General features: G+C 62.7%; 12 protein-coding genes and 1 tRNA gene. 5 read left to right on the top strand and 8 right to left on the bottom strand.

What is annotated here, in order from left to right; all coding sequences use genetic code 11:
- Positions 1-72: 72 nt before the first annotated feature.
- Positions 73-1,008, bottom strand: coding sequence for an N-formylglutamate amidohydrolase (locus IP79_RS05275; protein ID WP_054118227.1), 936 nt, complete (start codon positions 1,006-1,008; stop codon positions 73-75).
- 190 nt (positions 1,009-1,198) lie between these two features.
- On the opposite strand from IP79_RS05275, the gene cpdR reads away from it, so the two are divergent.
- The 5 genes from cpdR to IP79_RS05250 all read left to right on the top strand — a co-directional run bounded on the left by cpdR (position 1,199) and on the right by IP79_RS05250 (position 6,758).
- A complete protein-coding gene (gene cpdR / locus IP79_RS05270; protein ID WP_054118226.1) occupies positions 1,199-1,588 on the top strand; it encodes a cell cycle two-component system response regulator CpdR in 390 nt (129 codons plus the stop codon).
- A gap of 86 nt (positions 1,589-1,674) precedes the next feature.
- A tRNA-Val gene (locus tag IP79_RS05265) sits at positions 1,675-1,749 on the top strand.
- A gap of 205 nt (positions 1,750-1,954) precedes the next feature.
- Positions 1,955-3,178 (top strand): NADP-dependent isocitrate dehydrogenase, encoded by a 1,224-nt coding sequence (locus IP79_RS05260; protein ID WP_054118225.1) that lies wholly within the window; start codon positions 1,955-1,957, stop codon positions 3,176-3,178.
- A gap of 135 nt (positions 3,179-3,313) precedes the next feature.
- Positions 3,314-4,954, top strand: a complete 1,641-nt coding sequence (locus tag IP79_RS05255; protein WP_054118224.1) for a bifunctional GNAT family N-acetyltransferase/carbon-nitrogen hydrolase family protein — start codon at positions 3,314-3,316, stop codon at positions 4,952-4,954.
- A 31-nt stretch (positions 4,955-4,985) separates the two neighbouring features.
- Positions 4,986-6,758, top strand: a complete 1,773-nt coding sequence (locus IP79_RS05250) for a cation:proton antiporter (RefSeq protein ID WP_054118223.1) — start codon at positions 4,986-4,988, stop codon at positions 6,756-6,758.
- A gap of 10 nt (positions 6,759-6,768) precedes the next feature.
- Here the strand turns inward: IP79_RS05250 and IP79_RS15420 are convergent, their stop codons facing one another.
- The 7 genes from IP79_RS15420 to IP79_RS05220 all read right to left on the bottom strand — a co-directional run bounded on the left by IP79_RS15420 (position 6,769) and on the right by IP79_RS05220 (position 17,156).
- Complete coding sequence (locus IP79_RS15420) at positions 6,769-6,939, bottom strand: hypothetical protein (RefSeq protein WP_156318122.1); 171 nt, start codon at positions 6,937-6,939, stop codon at positions 6,769-6,771.
- Positions 6,936-7,259 (bottom strand): hypothetical protein, encoded by a 324-nt coding sequence (locus IP79_RS05245; protein WP_054118222.1) that lies wholly within the window; start codon positions 7,257-7,259, stop codon positions 6,936-6,938. Before IP79_RS05245 ends, IP79_RS15420 begins: the two co-directional genes overlap by 4 nt.
- A complete protein-coding gene (gene alaS, locus IP79_RS05240) occupies positions 7,256-9,916 on the bottom strand; it encodes an alanine--tRNA ligase (protein WP_054118221.1) in 2,661 nt (886 codons plus the stop codon). The genes IP79_RS05245 and alaS overlap by 4 nt, the downstream gene beginning before the upstream one ends.
- A 350-nt stretch (positions 9,917-10,266) precedes the next feature.
- Complete coding sequence (gene recA / locus IP79_RS05235) at positions 10,267-11,334, bottom strand: recombinase RecA (protein WP_054118220.1); 1,068 nt, start codon at positions 11,332-11,334, stop codon at positions 10,267-10,269.
- A 129-nt stretch (positions 11,335-11,463) separates the two neighbouring features.
- A complete protein-coding gene (locus tag IP79_RS05230; protein ID WP_197273743.1) occupies positions 11,464-13,119 on the bottom strand; it encodes a DUF4139 domain-containing protein in 1,656 nt (551 codons plus the stop codon).
- An 11-nt stretch (positions 13,120-13,130) separates the two neighbouring features.
- Positions 13,131-14,636 carry a DUF4139 domain-containing protein gene (locus tag IP79_RS05225; RefSeq protein WP_054118218.1) on the bottom strand — a complete coding sequence of 502 codons (1,506 nt, stop codon included), beginning with the start codon at positions 14,634-14,636 and terminating at the stop codon, positions 13,131-13,133.
- A gap of 93 nt (positions 14,637-14,729) precedes the next feature.
- Positions 14,730-17,156, bottom strand: a complete 2,427-nt coding sequence (locus IP79_RS05220; protein ID WP_054118270.1) for a response regulator — start codon at positions 17,154-17,156, stop codon at positions 14,730-14,732.
- Positions 17,157-17,304: the final 148 nt, after the last annotated feature.

Raw genomic sequence — 17,304 nt, 5'->3', positions numbered from 1 at the left:
AAAAAGCTCCGTCGCAAGGAAGTTGAAGACGGGCAGGCTGGGACGCGCCACCTGCTCGTTTTTCGTTACCGGCTATTCTGCCGCGTGCAGCAGCCTTTCTCCTCCACCCAGCAGTGCAGCTTCAGCGCCCAATTCGCGCACAAGCCCTGCTAGCAGTGCCGCCATTGCCGCCAGACCGGGCCCCGGCTCTGCCAGCCGCCGGTCAAGATAGGCCGCGCGGCACACTTCAATCTGCATCGCATGCACACCCGCATGCGGCACACCGTGTCTGTCCAGCACATATCCGCCTGAATAAGGGCGATTCTGCGCCGCCGGGCACCCCTGCCCTTCGAGATGCGTCAGCGCCCGGCCCATCAAAAGATTGTGACAGGCGGCTCCGAAACGGTCACCAAGCACGATGACCGGTGCAAATGCCTCGCCCTCGGCAGGTTTCAGCGGCGGCATCGAATGCAAATCGATCAGCAGCGCCGCGCCCCATTCTGCCCGGATCCGGGCCAGCGTATCCGCCAGCGCGGCGTGATAGGCGGTGTGAATCCCATCGATCCTGTCGCCGAGGTCGTCAGGATCAAGCCGCCCGCGCCAGATTTCTCCTGATCCCGGCAGGCGGCGCGGCACCAACCCAAGCCCGCTGCGCGCGCGGCGGTTGCCACCCTGCCCGGCGCTGGCTGGCGCTGTGCCTTCCGGGCGGCCGCCATCGATCATATCCCAATCAATATCATCATCGGCGCGGTTGAGATCCAGCAGCGCGCGCGGCGCATGGGCGACCAGCAGAGCCGCCCCGGTCTGGCGCGCAATCTCCACACCGAGCCGATCGACGTGGCGATCCTCAAGTCGCAACTGCGCCAGATCAGGGTCACGCATCCGCGCCAGCACAGCCGGGGGATATGCACGACCAGCATGCGGCACAGCGACCAGCACCGGCAGGCGCAGTTGCGGAGGGGCGGAAAGAGTGAACGCCGGCGCATCATTAAGGCCCGGCACGCGGCCGCCGCTGACAGGCACACGCATTGGCGAGCCTGCAGTCAGAGCAGATTTCGGTCTGGAAGCGGGAGGCATCATACCGCCAACCTTGCTGCCGCCTTTGCACGCCTCTGTCAAAGCAAGATCAACCCGCCGACGCGATCAATCGGCACCGCGCCGGGTGCAATCTGGCGCAGGCACAAAGATTTCTTAAGCTCACAGTGCTAACGCCCCTACCATGACATCGACACGCACCCCCCGGATCCTGCTCGCCGAGGATGAAGAAGCCATGCGCACCTATCTTGCGCGGGCGCTGACCAATGCCGGCTATGAAGTGAGCGCGGTGGATCGCGGCACCGATGCCGTACCATTGCTGGAAACCGGCGATTTCGATCTGCTGCTGTCGGACATCGTCATGCCTGAAATGGACGGGATCGAACTGGCCCAGCGTTGTGCGGAAATCTCGCCGCGCACCAAGGTAATGTTCATCACGGGCTTCGCTGCGGTTTCCCTGCGTGCCAGCCGCGAACAACCAACAGCCAAAGTACTGTCAAAGCCGTTCCACCTGCGCGATCTGGTGCTGGAGGTGGAACGTGTGTTCGACGAGGCGGATCAGGCGCGGGTATAGATTTTCCGGCGCTCGAATCGCTTGCACCTTTGCAGGGCTTACGTTAAGGGCCGCCTCCGCCTCGCAAGAGGCCAATCCGATGGTGCGGGCGTATAGCTCAGTGGTAGAGCACTATGTTGACATCGTAGGGGTCGCAAGTTCAATCCTTGCTACGCCCACCATCGGCTGAAACGCTAAACAGCCCGCCTTTAACCGGCGGGCTTTTTTGCGTCTTGCGCCCGGCGCACCAGCGATTGCCATGCATTTGCGCTGCCCCTGCCTTGCAAGCACGCCTCCCTCTGCTAAAGCCCGCGCGGGATCTTACACAGCTTCCTGTCGATCACATGCAGCCCGCGCAGACGGGTGAAGAAGGATAGGGCAACAGCCATGCAGAAAATCAAAGTCGCCAACCCCGTCGTAGAACTCGATGGGGACGAGATGACCCGCATCATCTGGCAATGGATCCGCGAAAGGCTGATCCTGCCTTACCTTGATGTCGACCTCAAATATTACGACCTTTCGATCGAGAACCGCGACGCGACCGATGATCAGGTGACCGTCGATTCCGCCAACGCGATCAAGGAACACGGTGTCGGCGTAAAGTGCGCCACCATCACCCCCGATGAACAGCGCGTCGAGGAATTCGGCCTCAAGAAGATGTGGAAGAGCCCCAATGGCACGATCCGCAACATTCTGGGCGGCGTCGTATTCCGCGAACCGATCGTGATCGATAACGTGCCGCGGCTGGTGCCGGGCTGGACCGACCCGATCGTGGTTGGCCGCCATGCCTTTGGCGACCAGTACAAAGCAACCGACACCCTTATCCCCGGCCCCGGCAAACTGCGGCTGGTGTTCGATGGCGAGGACGGCACGAAGATCGACCTCGACGTGTTCGACTTCCCCAGCGCCGGCGTAGCGATGGCGATGTATAACCTCGACGATTCAATCCGCGACTTTGCGCGTGCCAGTTTCAACTACGGTCTCAACCTCGGCTGGCCAGTGTATCTCAGCACCAAGAACACGATCATGAAAGCCTATGACGGGCGCTTCAAGGATCTGTTTCAGGAAGTGTTCGACAACGAAGGCTTTGCCGAGAAGTTCAAGGCCAAGAACATGGTCTACGAACACCGGTTGATCGACGACATGGTCGCCAGCGCGCTCAAGTGGTCGGGCAAGTTCGTGTGGGCGTGCAAGAACTACGATGGCGATGTGCAGTCGGATACGGTAGCTCAGGGCTTTGGCTCGCTTGGTCTGATGACCTCGGTGCTGCTCAGCCCCGATGGCAAGACCGTGGAAGCCGAAGCCGCGCACGGCACAGTCACCCGCCATTATCGCCAGCACCAGCAGGGCAAGGCGACTTCGACCAACCCGATCGCGTCGATCTTCGCCTGGACCCGCGGACTGATGTATCGCGGCCGTTTCGATAACACCCCCGATGTGGTGAAATTTGCCGAAACGCTCGAACGCGTCTGCATCCAGACGGTTGAAAACGGCTACATGACCAAGGATCTGGCGCTGCTGATTGGCCCGGGGCAGGCATGGCAGACCACCGAACAGTTCTTCGAAACTGTCGCGCAGAATCTGGAAAAGGAAATGGCCAACTGGGCCTGATGTGAAGCCCAACCGCTTCGGCGGGGGACTTGGGGCGGGCTGTCCGGTGGATGGCCCGCCCTTTTGCATTCGGGCTCCGGAACAAGATCGGGGTACAAGATGTTGCCCCACCCAACAACAAAGGGGCTAGAATAAATGGCAAGCAGATCGAAAGCGCGGCTGGAAATCCGCCAGGCCAAGCTCAAGGACGTGCGTGCCATCGGCGACCTTGTCCGCCGCGCCTATGACGATCTGCCCGCCTATACGCAGGGCGAGATCCGGGGCCAGATCAACAATTATTCCGAAGGCTGCTTTGTCGCGCTGTTTGATGGTGCGGTGGTGGGGTACTGCGCCTCGATGCGGCTCGACGAGCGCGTGGCCCTGTCCGACCACACCTGGGACGAAGTTACCGGCAACGGATTCGGCAGCCGCCATGATCCCACCGGCGACTGGCTGTACGGCTATGAACTGTGTGTTGATCCGGCGGTGCGCGGCACAAGGCTCGGGCGGCGCCTTTATGAAGAACGCCGTGCGCTCGCGGAACGGCTCGATCTCACCGGCATCGTGTTCGGCGGACGGATGCCCGGCTATGCCCGTGCCAAGCGCCGCAAAACCAATCGCGCGGAAACGCCGCAGGAATACCTCGACCTCGTGATCGAGAGCAAAATCCACGATCCGGTGCTGCGCTTCCAGCTCGCCAACGGGTTCGAAGCGGCCGGGATCATGCCGAAGTATCTGCCAGAAGATAAAGCCAGCCGCGGCAATGCCGTGCGCATGGTGTGGCGCAATCCTTACGTAGATGGCGATTCCCCGCCCAAGCACCGCCTGCCGCGTGATGTCGAAAGCGTGCGGATCGCCACCTGCCAGCTACAATCTCGCGCGGTTTCCGGCTTTGACGAATTCATCAAGCAAATCGAATATTTCGTCGATGTTGCAGCTGATTACGAGGCAGACTTCATCGTCTTTCCGGAAATGTTCACAGTCATGCTGCTGTCAGCCGAAGACCGCGAACTGACCCCGCTTGAAGCGATCGAGGCGCTGAGTGAATACACACCGCGCATCCGCCAACGCCTTTCCGAAATGGCACTGGCCTTCAACATCAACATCATCGGCGGATCGCACCCCACCCGAATGCCCGACGGCGACATCCACAATGTCGCTTATGTCTGCCTGCGCGATGGATCGATTCACGCGCAGGAAAAGATCCACCCCACCCCCAACGAAGCCTATTGGTGGAACATCAAGGGCGGCGACAGCATCGATGCCATCCCCACCGATTGCGGGCCGATTGGCGTGCTGATCTGTTACGATAGCGAGTTTCCCGAACTCGCGCGCAGGTTGGTGGATGAAGGCGCGCGGATCATCTTCGTGCCGTTCTGCACCGATAGCCGTCAAGGCTACATGCGCGTGCGGTACTGCGCGCAGGCCCGCGCCATCGAAAACCAGTGCTATGTCGTGATGAGCGGTAATGTCGGCAACCTGCCCAATGTCGCCAACATGGATATCCAGTACGCACAAAGCTGCATCCTTACCCCGTGCGATTTCCCTTTCGCGCGTGACGGAATTGCAGCCGAGGCATCGGAAAACGTCGAAACCCTCACGATCAGCGATGTGAACCTTGCCGACCTCAGCTGGGCGCGGGCCGAAGGCACGGTGATGAACCTCGCCGATCGCCGCTTCGATCTGTACCGGATCGAATGGGATAAACGGGTCGGCAACATCAAGGATCCACTGGGCGAGGAACACGTGACCGGCCAGACACGGCCGCTCGGGCCTCCGTCTGCAGGCGGTGGGTGACAGCGCTGCCAGCACACGCTAGGCGTTTGGTGTGGCTGGCGAACTGACCATTACTCCATTCCTGTCTGACGCGCTGGTAATTCTTGGCGCGGCAGGAATCGTGATTCCGGTGTTCGCACGGTTTCGCGTCACCCCGATCATCGGGTTCATCCTGATCGGCGTGCTGGTTGGCCCTTTCGGGCTGGGATCGCTGGTGCCCCGAATACCATGGCTGGAACACATAACGATAACCAACCCGGAAGCGCTGACCCCGTTTGCCGATTTCGGCATCGTGCTGCTGCTGTTCGCTATCGGGCTGGAGCTTTCGTTCAACCGCCTGTGGCAGATGCGCAAGCTGGTGTTCGGCCTGGGCGCGCTGGAATTGCTGATCATCGGCTCCTCGCTTGCTGCCTTTCTCGGATTTGCTGGACTGCTCGACTGGACTGCCGCGCTGGCGCTGGGTTTCGCGCTCGCGTTCTCCTCCACAGCGATCGTGTTGCCGATTTCCGGCACCCGCACCCCGGTGGGGCGAGCGGCGCTTTCGATGTTATTGTTCGAAGACATCATGATTGTCCCGATCATCTTCATCCTCGGCGCGCTTGCCCCCAATGCGCAGGGAGAAGGCTGGGAAGGACTGATCGAAACGTTGTGGCAGGGCGGACTGGTGATCGCAGTGCTGTTGGTGGTCGGGCGCGTCGCCCTGCCCCGGTTGTTCGCACAGGCGGCGCGCACAAAAAGTCCCGAGCTGTTTCTGGCCGCATCGCTGTTGGTGGTCATCGGCTCAAGCCTTGCGACCGCACTCGTCGGCCTCTCGCCCATCGTCGGCGCGCTGATCGCAGGCCTGCTGATTGCCGAGACCGAATATCACACCGAAGTTGAACTCATTATGGAGCCGTTCAAGGGACTTGCCCTCGGCGTGTTCCTGATCACCATCGGAATGAGCATCAACCTGTTCGATATCGGGACACAGATCGGCACGATTGCCATGGCCGTGGTGGGTGTGCTGGTATTCAAGGCATTGGTCACCGGCATCCTTCTACGGTTGATGGGTGCGCGGCGCGGCACTGCGGCGGAAACCGGGGTGCTGATGGCCTCCCCCAGCGAAACGACGCTGATCGTACTGGCCGCAGCCACCAGCGCACTGGTGGTCGACCTCGAAACGGCGCAATTCTGGCAAACCGTCACCGCCATCGGCCTTACCGTCACCCCGTTGCTGGCAAAACTGGGTCGGGTGCTGGCCCGGCAGGTTGATGGCGTGGCTGAACACACCGCCATCAGCGACAGCGACGCCCCCCGGACAATCATCGTGGGTGGCGGCCGCGTGGGACGGCTGATTGCCGACATGATGCACACGCACGCCAAGCCCTATGTGATGATCGATACCAACCCCGATCTCATCGCCAATGCCAAACGTGACGGTTACAACGCCACCTTCGGCGATGCCGCGCGGGGCGATGCGCTGGTGAAACTGAGTGTGGAAACCGCCCCTGCGGTTGTGCTGACAATGGACGAACCTGTGTTGGCCCAGCGCCTTGTTTCCAAGCTGCGCGATGCATATCCCGATCTGCTGATCGTCGCCCGTGCACGGGATACCGATCACGCGGCCGCGATGTACCGGGCCGGGGCAAGCCATGCGGTGCCGGAGACGCTGGAAAGCTCGCTCCAGCTATCCGAAGCGGTGCTGGTCGATATCGGCGTGGCGATGGGCCCGGTGATCGCTTCGATCCACGCCAAGCGCGACGAATATCGCGAACAGCTGGAGCGCGAGGGAGGCCTGAGCGAAAAGCCGATGCTGCGAACGTCGAATTTGGCGACCGGCGCTTAATGCAGCCGCGTCATTCCTCGTCTCGTGCAACCGCCAGGCCGAACGGCTGCTCCAGCGGTTCTAGCAGCGATGCCGCGGGATCAACATCAACCGGCTCGCCATCATAGGTCAAACTGTAGGCCAAGCCCGCACCAGACCACTGAACGCGATATTCGACCAGCGGCCCATCGATCTGCGTCACACCATCTTCGCCGTGAAGATAGCGTTCCTCGATGTGAGAGAAGCGGAAAGCATTCCCTCTGCCGTAACTTCGGCGACATAAGTGCGGTTGCACCAACCTTCGCACAAGACAAACTCGGCCATCTGCTTGCCCGCTTCTTCGTAGAAGCGGACTTCAAAACCCCCGAGATCGCCCGTTTGCTCCGACACAAAGACATTGCTGTATATGCCTTGAGGCGGCGCGGGGCGGTTGACCGAACCGGTCTGCGCCTGACACGCTGCCGCTGCGAACGCAGCAAGCACCGACAGGCCGATCCGCGTCTTCGCGCTGGCGGCGGTCATTGCGCTGCCATCACCGCTTTCACTGCGGTCAGAGCGTCAGCCGCCTTGGCCCCGTCCGGCCCGCCGCCCTGCGCCATATCGGGCCGGCCGCCGCCGCCCTTGCCGCCCAGTGCTTCAACGCCTGCGCGCACCAGATCGACCGCGCTGAAGCGTGCTGTCAGATCATCCGTGACCGCAGCCGCGATGCTGGCCTTCCCGTCATTGACTGCAATCACGGCCGCTACGCCAGAGCCCATCCGCTGCTTGGCCGCATCGAGCAGCGGACGCAGTTCCTTCGGGTCAAGCCCTTCCAGTACCTGACCGCTGAAGGTGACGTCCGCGACGATTTCGTCCGCAATCGCAGACGCGCCGCCAGAACCGCCGCCGCCCAGCGCCATCGCCTTCCTGGCTTCGGCCAGTTCCTTCTCCAGCCGCTTGCGATCGTCGAGAAGTGCGGCAAGGCGCGCAGGGACTTCCTCAGGCGTTGCGCGGATCACGCTTGCGGCAGCCTTGAGCGCTTCCTCGCGGGAAACGAGCCACTGGCGCGCGCCTTCTCCGGTCATTGCTTCGATCCGGCGTACGCCGGAGGATACGGCGCTCTCGGAGATAATCCGGAACACGCCGATATCACCCGTGGCGCGGACATGGGTGCCGCCGCACAATTCGACCGAATAGGTGCGCCCGCCTTCACCCGCACGTCCCATCGCCAGCACACGCACTTCGTCGCCATATTTTTCGCCGAACAGCGCCAACGCGCCAGCTTCGACCGCATCGTCCGGCGTCATCAACCGGGTCGAGACCTGTTCGTTAGCACGGATTTCGGCGTTCACTTCGGCTTCGATCGCCGCAATATCTTCGGGTGTCAGCGCGACCGGATGCGAGAAATCGAACCGCAAACGGTCTTCAGCGACCATGCTGCCCTTCTGCGTAACATGCCCGCCAAGCCGGCCTCGCAGCGCGGCGTGGACAAGGTGCGTCGCGGAGTGGTTGGCCCGGATCCGGTCGCGCCGGTCAACATCGACATCAAGCTGGACATTGTCGCCCACGGCAACTGCGCCTTCCTCGATCCGCACCTGATGCGCATGGAGGCGGCCAAGCGGCTTCGATGTGTCCGTTACAGTTGCCTTGAGGCCCGCGAGGCTCGCCATGGAGCCAGCATCTCCGGTCTGGCCGCCGCTTTCGCCGTAGAACGGGGTTTGATTGGTGAGGATCGCCACCTCATCGCCCGCTGCGGCGCTTTGCACCTCTGCGCCACCCTTGATGATGGCGACCACCCGGCCCTCACCGCTGGTCGCAGCATAGCCGGTGAATTCGCTGGCGCCTTCGCGTTCGGCGATGTCGAACCAGGCTTCGCCCGAGGCTGCATCGCCGCTGCCCTTCCATGCAGCGCGAGCGGCGGCTTTCTGGCGGGCCATCGCAGCGTCGAAGCCGTCCTTGTCGACCCCGATGCCGCGGGCGCGCAAGGCGTCTTCGGTGAGATCATAGGGAAAGCCGAAAGTGTCGTAGAGGCGGAAGGCGATCTCACCGTCGAGCTCGCTGCCGCTGGCAAGATCACCGGTCGCTTCGTCCAGCAATTTCAGCCCTTTGTCGAGCGTACGGCGGAACTGCGTTTCCTCGCGTTCAAGCACTTCCTCGATCAGCGCCTGCCCTCGGGAAAGCTCGGGATAGGCCTGACCCATTTCAGTGACGAGAGCGGGAACCAGGCGGTGCATCAATGGCTCGCTTGCGCCCAGCAGGTGGGCATGACGCATGGCACGGCGCATGATCCGGCGCAGCACATAACCGCGGCCTTCGTTCGATGGCAGAACCCCGTCAGCCATCAGGAAGCTTGTGGAGCGCAAGTGATCGGCGATCACGCGGTGGCTGGCGGCCTGATCGCCTTGCGCGGCAACGCCGGTGAGCGATTCCGAAGCCGAAATCAATGCCTTGAAGGTATCGGTATCGTAATTGTCGTGAACGCCCTGCAGCACTGCGGCGACGCGTTCGATACCCATGCCGGTGTCGATCGAGGGCTTGGGCAGGTCACGACGGCTGCCGTCTGCCTGCTGCTCATACTGCATGAACACCAGGTTCCAGATTTCGACGAACCGGTCGCCGTCTTCATCCGGGCTTCCCGGAGGGCCGCCAAAAATGTGATCGCCATGATCATAGAAGATTTCGGAACAGGGGCCGCAGGGGCCGGTATCGCCCATCGACCAGAAATTATCGTTTGTACTGATACGGATAATGCGATCGTCGGGCAGGCCCGCAACGCGCTTCCACAGTGAATGCGCCTCGTCATCGGTGTGGTAGACCGTGACAGTAAGCTTGTCCTTGGGCAGGCCCCATTCGTTGGTCAGCAATGTCCAGGCATGGGTGATTGCCTCCTCCTTGAAATAGTCGCCGAAGGAGAAATTCCCCAGCATTTCGAAGAAGGTATGGTGGCGGGCTGTGTAGCCGACATTGTCGAGATCATTGTGCTTGCCGCCGGCGCGGACGCATTTTTGCGACGATGCGGCGCGCGGGCTTGGCGGGGTTTCGAGCCCGGTGAACACGTTTTTGAACGGCACCATTCCGGCGTTGACGAACATCAGCGTCGGATCATTGTAGGGCACGAGCGGCGCCGAAGGCGTGGCGGCGTGACCATTCCTACTGAAATAGTCGAGGAAGGAGCGGCGGATGTCGTTCGTGGAGGTCATGGTCGTGCAGTTAGGCATTGCGCGGGGCTAAGGCAATCCACCGCGCAATCGGGGCGACCGACGGCGTTGCAAGCGTGCCACATCCGGGCACCGGATTGCACCGGATTCGGCAATCTGGAGGGAGTCAAGCAGGGGCCTAGGGGGGTCTAAGCGACACCTGGAGGGGTCTAGCGGGGGTCTAGATGGGGTCTGGCCAAGCCTGAAACTCCAACCGAGCCAATCCCTGCCGTTCTCAAACGAAAAGCCGACGCGGGCCTTTGAAAAAGCCTGCGCCGGCGTTCCGGTTTTCCGGGCTGGCCGGTTACCCGGCCGGAGCGCGCTGTGCGCCCCTGTTCATGCCCGCTTGAGGATCAGTCGTCAGAGTCCGCGTCCGGCCCCACCATCATCTCCTCGGCGACCTTGTCAGTGCGGCTGCGGATCGCAGCTTCCAACCGGTCGCAAACTTCAGGGTGCTCCTTGAGGTAGGTTTTTGCGTTTTCACGCCCCTGCCCGATACGGATGCTGTCGTAGGAGAACCAGCTGCCCGACTTTTCAACGAGGCCCGCCTTCACGCCGAGATCGATGATCTCGCCGATCTTGGAGATGCCTTCACCGTACATGATATCGAATTCCACCTGCTTGAACGGCGGGGCGACCTTGTTCTTGACCACCTTCACGCGGGTTGCGTTGCCGGTGATTTCGTCACGATCCTTGATCTGGCCGGTGCGGCGGATGTCGAGCCTGACGCTCGCATAGAATTTCAGCGCATTGCCGCCGGTGGTGGTTTCGGGGTTGCCGTACATCACACCGATTTTCATGCGCAGCTGGTTGATGAAGATCACCATGCAGCGCGAGCGGCTGATCGAGCCGGTCAGCTTGCGCAAGGACTGGCTCATCAAGCGGGCCTGAAGGCCCACGTGCGAATCGCCCATTTCGCCTTCGATTTCAGCGCGCGGCACCAGGGCCGCAACCGAATCGACCACCAGCACATCAATCGCGTTGGAACGCACCAGCGTATCGACGATTTCCAATGCCTGTTCGCCGGTATCGGGCTGGGAGACGATCAGTTCGTCGATATCCACGCCCAGCTTCTTGGCATAGACCGGATCGAGCGCGTGTTCGGCGTCAACAAACGCAGCAGTGCCGCCCATCTTCTGGGCTTCAGCGATAACATGCAGCGCCAGCGTGGTCTTGCCCGAGCTTTCCGGCCCGTAAACTTCGATCACGCGGCCACGCGGCAGGCCGCCAATGCCGAGCGCAATGTCCAAGCCCAGCGACCCGGTCGAAATCGATTCGACCTGCATCGTTTCCTTCGAGCCCAGCTTCATTGCCGAACCCTTGCCGAACGCACGGTCAATCTGCGCAAGCGCGGCTTCGAGAGCCTTTTGACGATCCACGGCTTTTTTGTCCTCTTCCACCAATTTCAATTGGGTAGCCATCGCATGCGCTCCTTCGATTGACCAGAGGTGGCAAGCAGTTTTCCGCCGCCCCGTGGAGCCCATGTATCGCGTTTGTTCTCATGGAACAAGTAGGGAACGAAAATAATTCCTACGCGTGCACCGCGTCGGTCAATCAGCCACTGCGTTACGCAGCTTCCAATCGAATGTGCGGCTCTGGCTGGCTGGCACCGTCAGCTCGACGGTCTGGTAGCCGTTCTTCACCACCACCTTGTGGCGCGGAAAGCGGATGTCATATTCCCCGCCCCTGCCCAGTTGCAGGCGCAGCGTGATCGCGTGCGGATTGGCGTTGGTGAGCTCGGCGCGCATGTTCATCCACTTGCGCCCATCATCGGGATCAGCATTGTCACTGGTCGCGGCGCAGCGGGTGAACACCTGCGCACTGTCATTGAGTTCCAGCTCGATATCCTGCCCGCGCGCATAATCGCGCAAAGACACCTGTCCTGCCAGCTGCGGGCCTCGCTGCGTCGGCTCATACAGCGTCATCTGCCCCTGGGGCAGTGCGATACCGAGGCCTTTGGCGGTTTCGTTCTTGGTTACCAGCAGGACGCTGGCAGGTTGCGGTTCGTCACCATCGCCGATCCACGCATAGGGATCGCAAGCCGCCTGATAGAGGAACCGTGCCTTCACCGCGTCCTTGTTGAGGAAGGCAACCTGCTTCATCCCCTTGGCCGAAACATCGACGCGGCCCGGTACGCGGAACAGCTTGAGATCACCGAGATTTTCCTCGTCAGCGGTGATGACTGCGGCGGATTCGCCCACATCTTCCATCCGCATGCGCGATGCAGTGACGGTGATCATCTCGGCCTCCATCGGCGCATAGGCCATCGCAGGTGGAGGCGGCGGCGGGGGCGGCACGGGGCCGTAATCGGGCACCGGCGATCCTGCCGCCGTGCTGCCGAACGGATAGCAGGTCAGCCGCAGCGGATCGGCTGTGGGCGGATCGGCCAGACTTTGGAAATCGCTTTCGACATTGAGCCTGCCCGCAATGATCTGGAGCCTGGCCTTGTCAAAGCTCTGGCCGTTATCGTTCAACAGCGTCAGCCAGCTGAGCAGCCGCATGGTGAAGCCTTCGCCATCGCCCCCGGCATCACCCCCGCCATCAACATTGTCCAGCATGGTGCCGACATAATTGGCCTGCCAGTCAAAGCCCCAGGCAAGGTAGGTCAGCGTCACATCGTAACTGCCGCCCGCGTCCGAACGGGTATCGACCGAATAGACCGGCGCGGCAGACAGTCCGGCGGGCACGCGATCGAAGGTGAGCTTTTCGGGGAGGCCCGCACAGCGCACCGCTTCGAACCCCTGCCCGGTTTGCAGCACCAGCCCGCCATCAGCCCGCGTGCGCACAACCGCCTGTTCGCTGCGTGTCTCGCCCGTGGCGGGATTGGTGCGAGTGATCGTCACCCGGTTACCCAGCGTCCCGTCCACCAGCGCTGCGGGCGACAGCAGCTGGGCGTTGCGGTTTTTCTCGATCGTGCCGCCGGGAAGGCCGGTGACAATGGCGGACACGCCCACCATCCCCTCGGCCACGCCTTCGAAACGGATGGTGGATTCGCCCTTGGGCAGCGTCACCCGGCGGGTTTCGCTGATCATCGCGAAGCCTTGCGGGTAATTGCGGTTCAGCGGCGCGTCTACATCGCGGTCGGGATCGCGGTAGATCGAAACCGAAAGATCGGTCGGTGGCGAGGCATCGACCACCTCGCGTGCAGCGACAGGCACAGCGATGCCTGCCGCCAGAGCCAGCATACATGTCACGGCGAGGCGCATCGCCCGCGCCCTCAATACCGCGTTTCGTAGGTGACGCGGATCACCCGCTCGCCCTCGGCAGGGACGGGGACGGTGTAGCGCCGCCGGTCGGCGTTCATCTGTTCGCCTGTAATATCTTCAAAGGTGACGCGGGTATCATTGCCCCACCAGCTTCGGGACAGGCCGTTCTGCGTCACTTCGACCGCGACGGGCTCTGCCTTGGCGTTGGTGAGGGTGTAACGCATGGTGGTGCGATAGAAGGTCTTGGGCCGTTCGGCCTGCACCTCCTGCACCAACCTGCCACCTTCGAATACGCGGTAACGCGCGCTCTTTTCCCACTCGGCGCCGGTAATGGTTTCGCGCTTTTCCACCTCGGCCTTTACCGTGATGTCGAAGGCGTCGCCCGTTACCAGCGACAATTCGCTGCCCATCGGGGTGTGGCCGATGCCGTTTTCGCCGATGAATTGCGGGGTGCCTTCGCGGTCGCGCTGGTAAAAGCGCACGGTGCCAGCGGGCAGTGCATCGCCCAGCCCCTGGTTCCTTGACGAGGAAAAGGCGATGCGGCTTTGCACGTTGCGCGGGTCTTCGTCGTTCTGTTCCCAGCCGACGGAGATGGAATAGACCTTGCGCGCGGGCACGGCCTGCACATCAAGGAAGCTCACCTGCTTGGTCTGCGCATTGGCAACGGTGGTGCGGGCCGTGATCGGGTAGAGGTAGAAATCGCCGAGCCGTTCGCGCGCGGCCGCCTCGGTTCCGGCGCGGGTCATGCCGCGGCTGCCGAAGCTGCGCCCGCCCCCGCTGTTCGGGTTCCCGGCGACCAGCACGGTGTCGGCACGGTGGAATGTGGTGCCGGTGTTGTTGGTCAGCGTAACCCAGCCCTGCATATCGATGGTGTTCGCAGCCTCGTTGTAAAGCGCGACATAATCGGCGCTCCACCCCAGGCCGCCGGTGAGATAGCGCAGCGAAACGGGGCGCGTGCCGGCGCGGGCGGAGTCGAGATTGACCGAGAGCGTGGGCCGGGCGCGCAGGTTGGGCGGCACGCGGTCGAAGATCACGCGCACGGGCAGGCCATCGTCGCGCAGCACTTCGATCCGGTCGCCGATCTGGATCACCACGCCGCCTGCGGTCGAGAGCACTTTGGCGCGCTCGCGGGTTTCGGTGCCGGTGGCGGGGTTGGTACGCAGCAGGGTCACGGTTTGCCCGATCGCCTTTTCCATCAGCTTGGTGGGGGTGAGCAGATCGAAATCGAAGTTCTGTTCGATGATCGTGGTATCGGCGGCGGCGAAGCTGAGCGTTTCGGGCCGGATGCTGGCCGAGACATCGGGGAACTCGACCCGGCTGACGCCGCCTGCGATGTTCAACTGCCGCACGTCCTGCACCAGCGTGGTGCCGCCGTTGTAGATGGTGAGCGAGACATCGCCCTGAGCCGTGGCGTCAGGATCGGGGAGCGACTGCGCTGTTGCCGCCGCTGCCAGCCCCACAGCCGCCAGCGCTGCTGCCGAAATCCCGCTTGCACACACAGCTTTGCGATTGATCATATCGTCCCTCCTGCCTCAGGAGGGGTTTATGAGCGATCTGCGCAATTTATCCAAGGTGAACGAGGCGCTGTCAGGCAGTTTTCCCGCGCCGTGTCAGGCCCTCTCGTCTGCACGCGCCTGTTGCAGCACCGCACCGACCTTGTCGCCGATCGACGCGACGCTGAAGGGCTTGGCGATGAAGTGCATGTCGGGAATGTCGATGTCGCGGCGCAGCTGTTCCTCGGCATAGCCCGACATGAACAGCACCGGCATGTTCGGCAGTTTTGCACGGATCGCGCGCACCATTGCAGGGCCATCCATCCCCGGCATCACCACATCGCTGACGACAATATCGAACTGCGTGCTGCCTTCGAGAATCGCGGCCAGCCCCTCTTCGCCATTGGCGCAGGCGGTCACTTCATAGCCAGCGCGGGCCAGTGCGCGTTCTGCGACGATGCGCACCATGTCCTCATCCTCGACCAGCAGCAGCTTGCCGCCAGCCGACCAGTCGGACGATACCAGCGGTGCGGCTTCGCGTTTCTTGGGTGCTTCGCCGCGGTGGACGGGGAAATAGACAGTGAACCGCGCGCCGGTGGGGTGGCCGGTCTTATCGGTGACGTTGTCGGCGAAGATGAACCCGCCTGATTGCTTGACGATCCCGTAGGCGGTCGACAAGCCAAGCCCTGTGCCCTTGCCCTGTTCCTTGGTGGTGAAGAACGGTTCGAACAGCTTGGGCAGCACGTGCGGCGCAATGCCCCCGCCGGTGTCCTGCACGATCAGCACAGTGTAATCGGCGGCAGGCAGCACTTCCGAGCCAAGCTGGATCACCTGCCTGGCCTGCAACGTTCGCGTGTAGAGTGAAATCCGCCCCATCCCGTTTCCGCGCGACTGGATCGCATCGCGGGCATTGACTGCCAGGTTCATGATCACCTGTTCCATCTGCTGCGGATCGGCCCGCACCGCGCCAAGATTGCGATCATGCTGCACGTAATAGGTGATCTTTTCGCCCAGCAGCCGCTTGATCAGCGGGCTGACCTCGCTGACGACGTCAGGCAGCTGGATCACTTCCGGCCGCAGGGTCTGCTGACGCGAGAAGGCGAGCAATTGCCGCGTCAGCGCAGCGGCGCGGTTGGAATTGGCGCGGATCTGCTGGATATCATCATAGTCGCTGTCACCCGGAATGTGGCGCAACAGCATCAGATCGCAGGTGCCGATGATGGCGGTCAGCACGTTGTTGAAATCATGCGCGACTCCGCCTGCCAGTTGCCCCACGGCCTGCATTTTGGTCGCCTGCGCCACCTGCCGCCGCAACTGGTTTTCCTGAGACGAATCCGCAAGGCTCAGCAGCACCGCCGCCTCGCCCAGCCCGCGCACGCCAGCAAGGCCGAGCGACACGGGTTCCTCAGGCGAATTGACCAGCCGCACCGCCACATCGCCGCTGGTCGAAGGCCCACGCCCGTGGCGGCGCACCGCATCGGACAGCGCCGCCTTGTCTTCGCGCGTTACCAGATCGGTCGGGAAGGCTGGCAGCCCCCGCCCTTCGCGCCCGACCGAACGAAGGAAGGCTTCGTTGCCGAACAGGAAGCGTCCGTCACGATCGGTCATCGCAAGGCCCAACGGCAATTGCGCCAGCAAGGCATCAAGCTGCGCGACACCCGCGTGTGATGCCCCGTCCCAGCCCGAACCGATGCCCACGCCGCTATCGATCAGCAGCATCAGCGATGTCGCCTCGTCAGGCCCGGCGGGCGCGCTTTGCGTTTCGGGATCGACCAGCGGAATATCCACCAGCGTCTGCGGCGTTCCGCCGCGCCCTTCGCGGGCGAAGAATATCCGGTCGCGTTCGTCAGAGCGCAGGAAGCTGACGAAATCCTGCCCCATCAGCGTGGCGCGTTCGTCCCCTGCGGCGCGCTCGGCAAAGCCGGCGCTGACGGCGCGGATCACGCCATCGGCACGGGTTATCGCGGTTTCGATCCCGGCCCGGCTCAGCATCTTGCCGAACGGCCCGGCCAGATCGAGCGCGCCAAGATCGGTGCCGCGTGCGCGAACAATCGGGCGCAACCGCCAGATCAGGTGATCTTCGCCCCGCCCGGCCCGCTGCGCGGAAATCTGCCATTCGGATTCGTCCTGCCCTTCGACCTTGTCGAGCGCGGACGCACCATCGCGCCACGCAATGCGCGCCAGCAATGTCACCGCTTCCACCGCCTCGCGCGCAAATGGCAGCGCGGGCGGCGCCGCGCCGACGCCGAAATGTTCGACGAACAGGCTGTTGGCGCACACCATGCGATTGGCGCGATCTGTAATCGCGATCGCCTCGCCCTCGCGCTCGATCGCGGCGACTGTGACTGTCCAGTCGGGCGCGCTTTGCGCTTCTGCCAAAGGCTCGCTGCGCATCCGGTCAAGCACCACTACGCCGCCCAGCAGCACCCCTGCTCCCAGAAGAAAGGCCAATGCAACCAGCCAGCTGGCGGTGGCGACATAAAGCACTGCCGCGCTCAGCAGCAGCGCAGCCCCAAGGCCGGGCAGCAGCCATGTTGGCTGGATACCCGCGCCGGTTTCGGCAACGGTTGCAGTGCCGGTTGCGGTGGGGGCATAGGCAGCGCGATCAGAACGGGTGCCGTTGTGGCGGGACAAGCGGGAGGCTCCTGTAACTCGTTCGGCCTGCCGCCCGCGCCAATGCGCGCGGCTGACC

The sequence above is a fragment of the Porphyrobacter sp. AAP60 genome (genome assembly GCF_001296025.1).
GTDB lineage: Bacteria > Pseudomonadota > Alphaproteobacteria > Sphingomonadales > Sphingomonadaceae > Erythrobacter.
This window is presented reverse-complemented; position numbering and strand designations above follow the sequence as displayed.

Bases quoted from the DNA above. Each gene is read 5' to 3' on its own strand.
- IP79_RS05275 (WP_054118227.1), bottom strand. From the start codon at position 1,008: ATGCGTGTGCCTGTCAGCGGCGGCCGCGTGCCGGGCCTTAATGATGCG.
- cpdR (WP_054118226.1), top strand. From the start codon at position 1,199: ATGACATCGACACGCACCCCCCGGATCCTGCTCGCCGAGGATGAAGAA.
- IP79_RS05260 (WP_054118225.1), top strand. From the start codon at position 1,955: ATGCAGAAAATCAAAGTCGCCAACCCCGTCGTAGAACTCGATGGGGAC.
- IP79_RS05255 (WP_054118224.1), top strand. From the start codon at position 3,314: ATGGCAAGCAGATCGAAAGCGCGGCTGGAAATCCGCCAGGCCAAGCTC.
- IP79_RS05245 (WP_054118222.1), bottom strand. From the start codon at position 7,259: ATGACCGCCGCCAGCGCGAAGACGCGGATCGGCCTGTCGGTGCTTGCT.
- alaS (WP_054118221.1), bottom strand. From the start codon at position 9,916: ATGACCTCCACGAACGACATCCGCCGCTCCTTCCTCGACTATTTCAGT.
- recA (WP_054118220.1), bottom strand. From the start codon at position 11,334: ATGGCTACCCAATTGAAATTGGTGGAAGAGGACAAAAAAGCCGTGGAT.
- IP79_RS05230 (WP_197273743.1), bottom strand. From the start codon at position 13,119: ATGCGCCTCGCCGTGACATGTATGCTGGCTCTGGCGGCAGGCATCGCT.
- IP79_RS05225 (WP_054118218.1), bottom strand. From the start codon at position 14,636: ATGATCAATCGCAAAGCTGTGTGTGCAAGCGGGATTTCGGCAGCAGCG.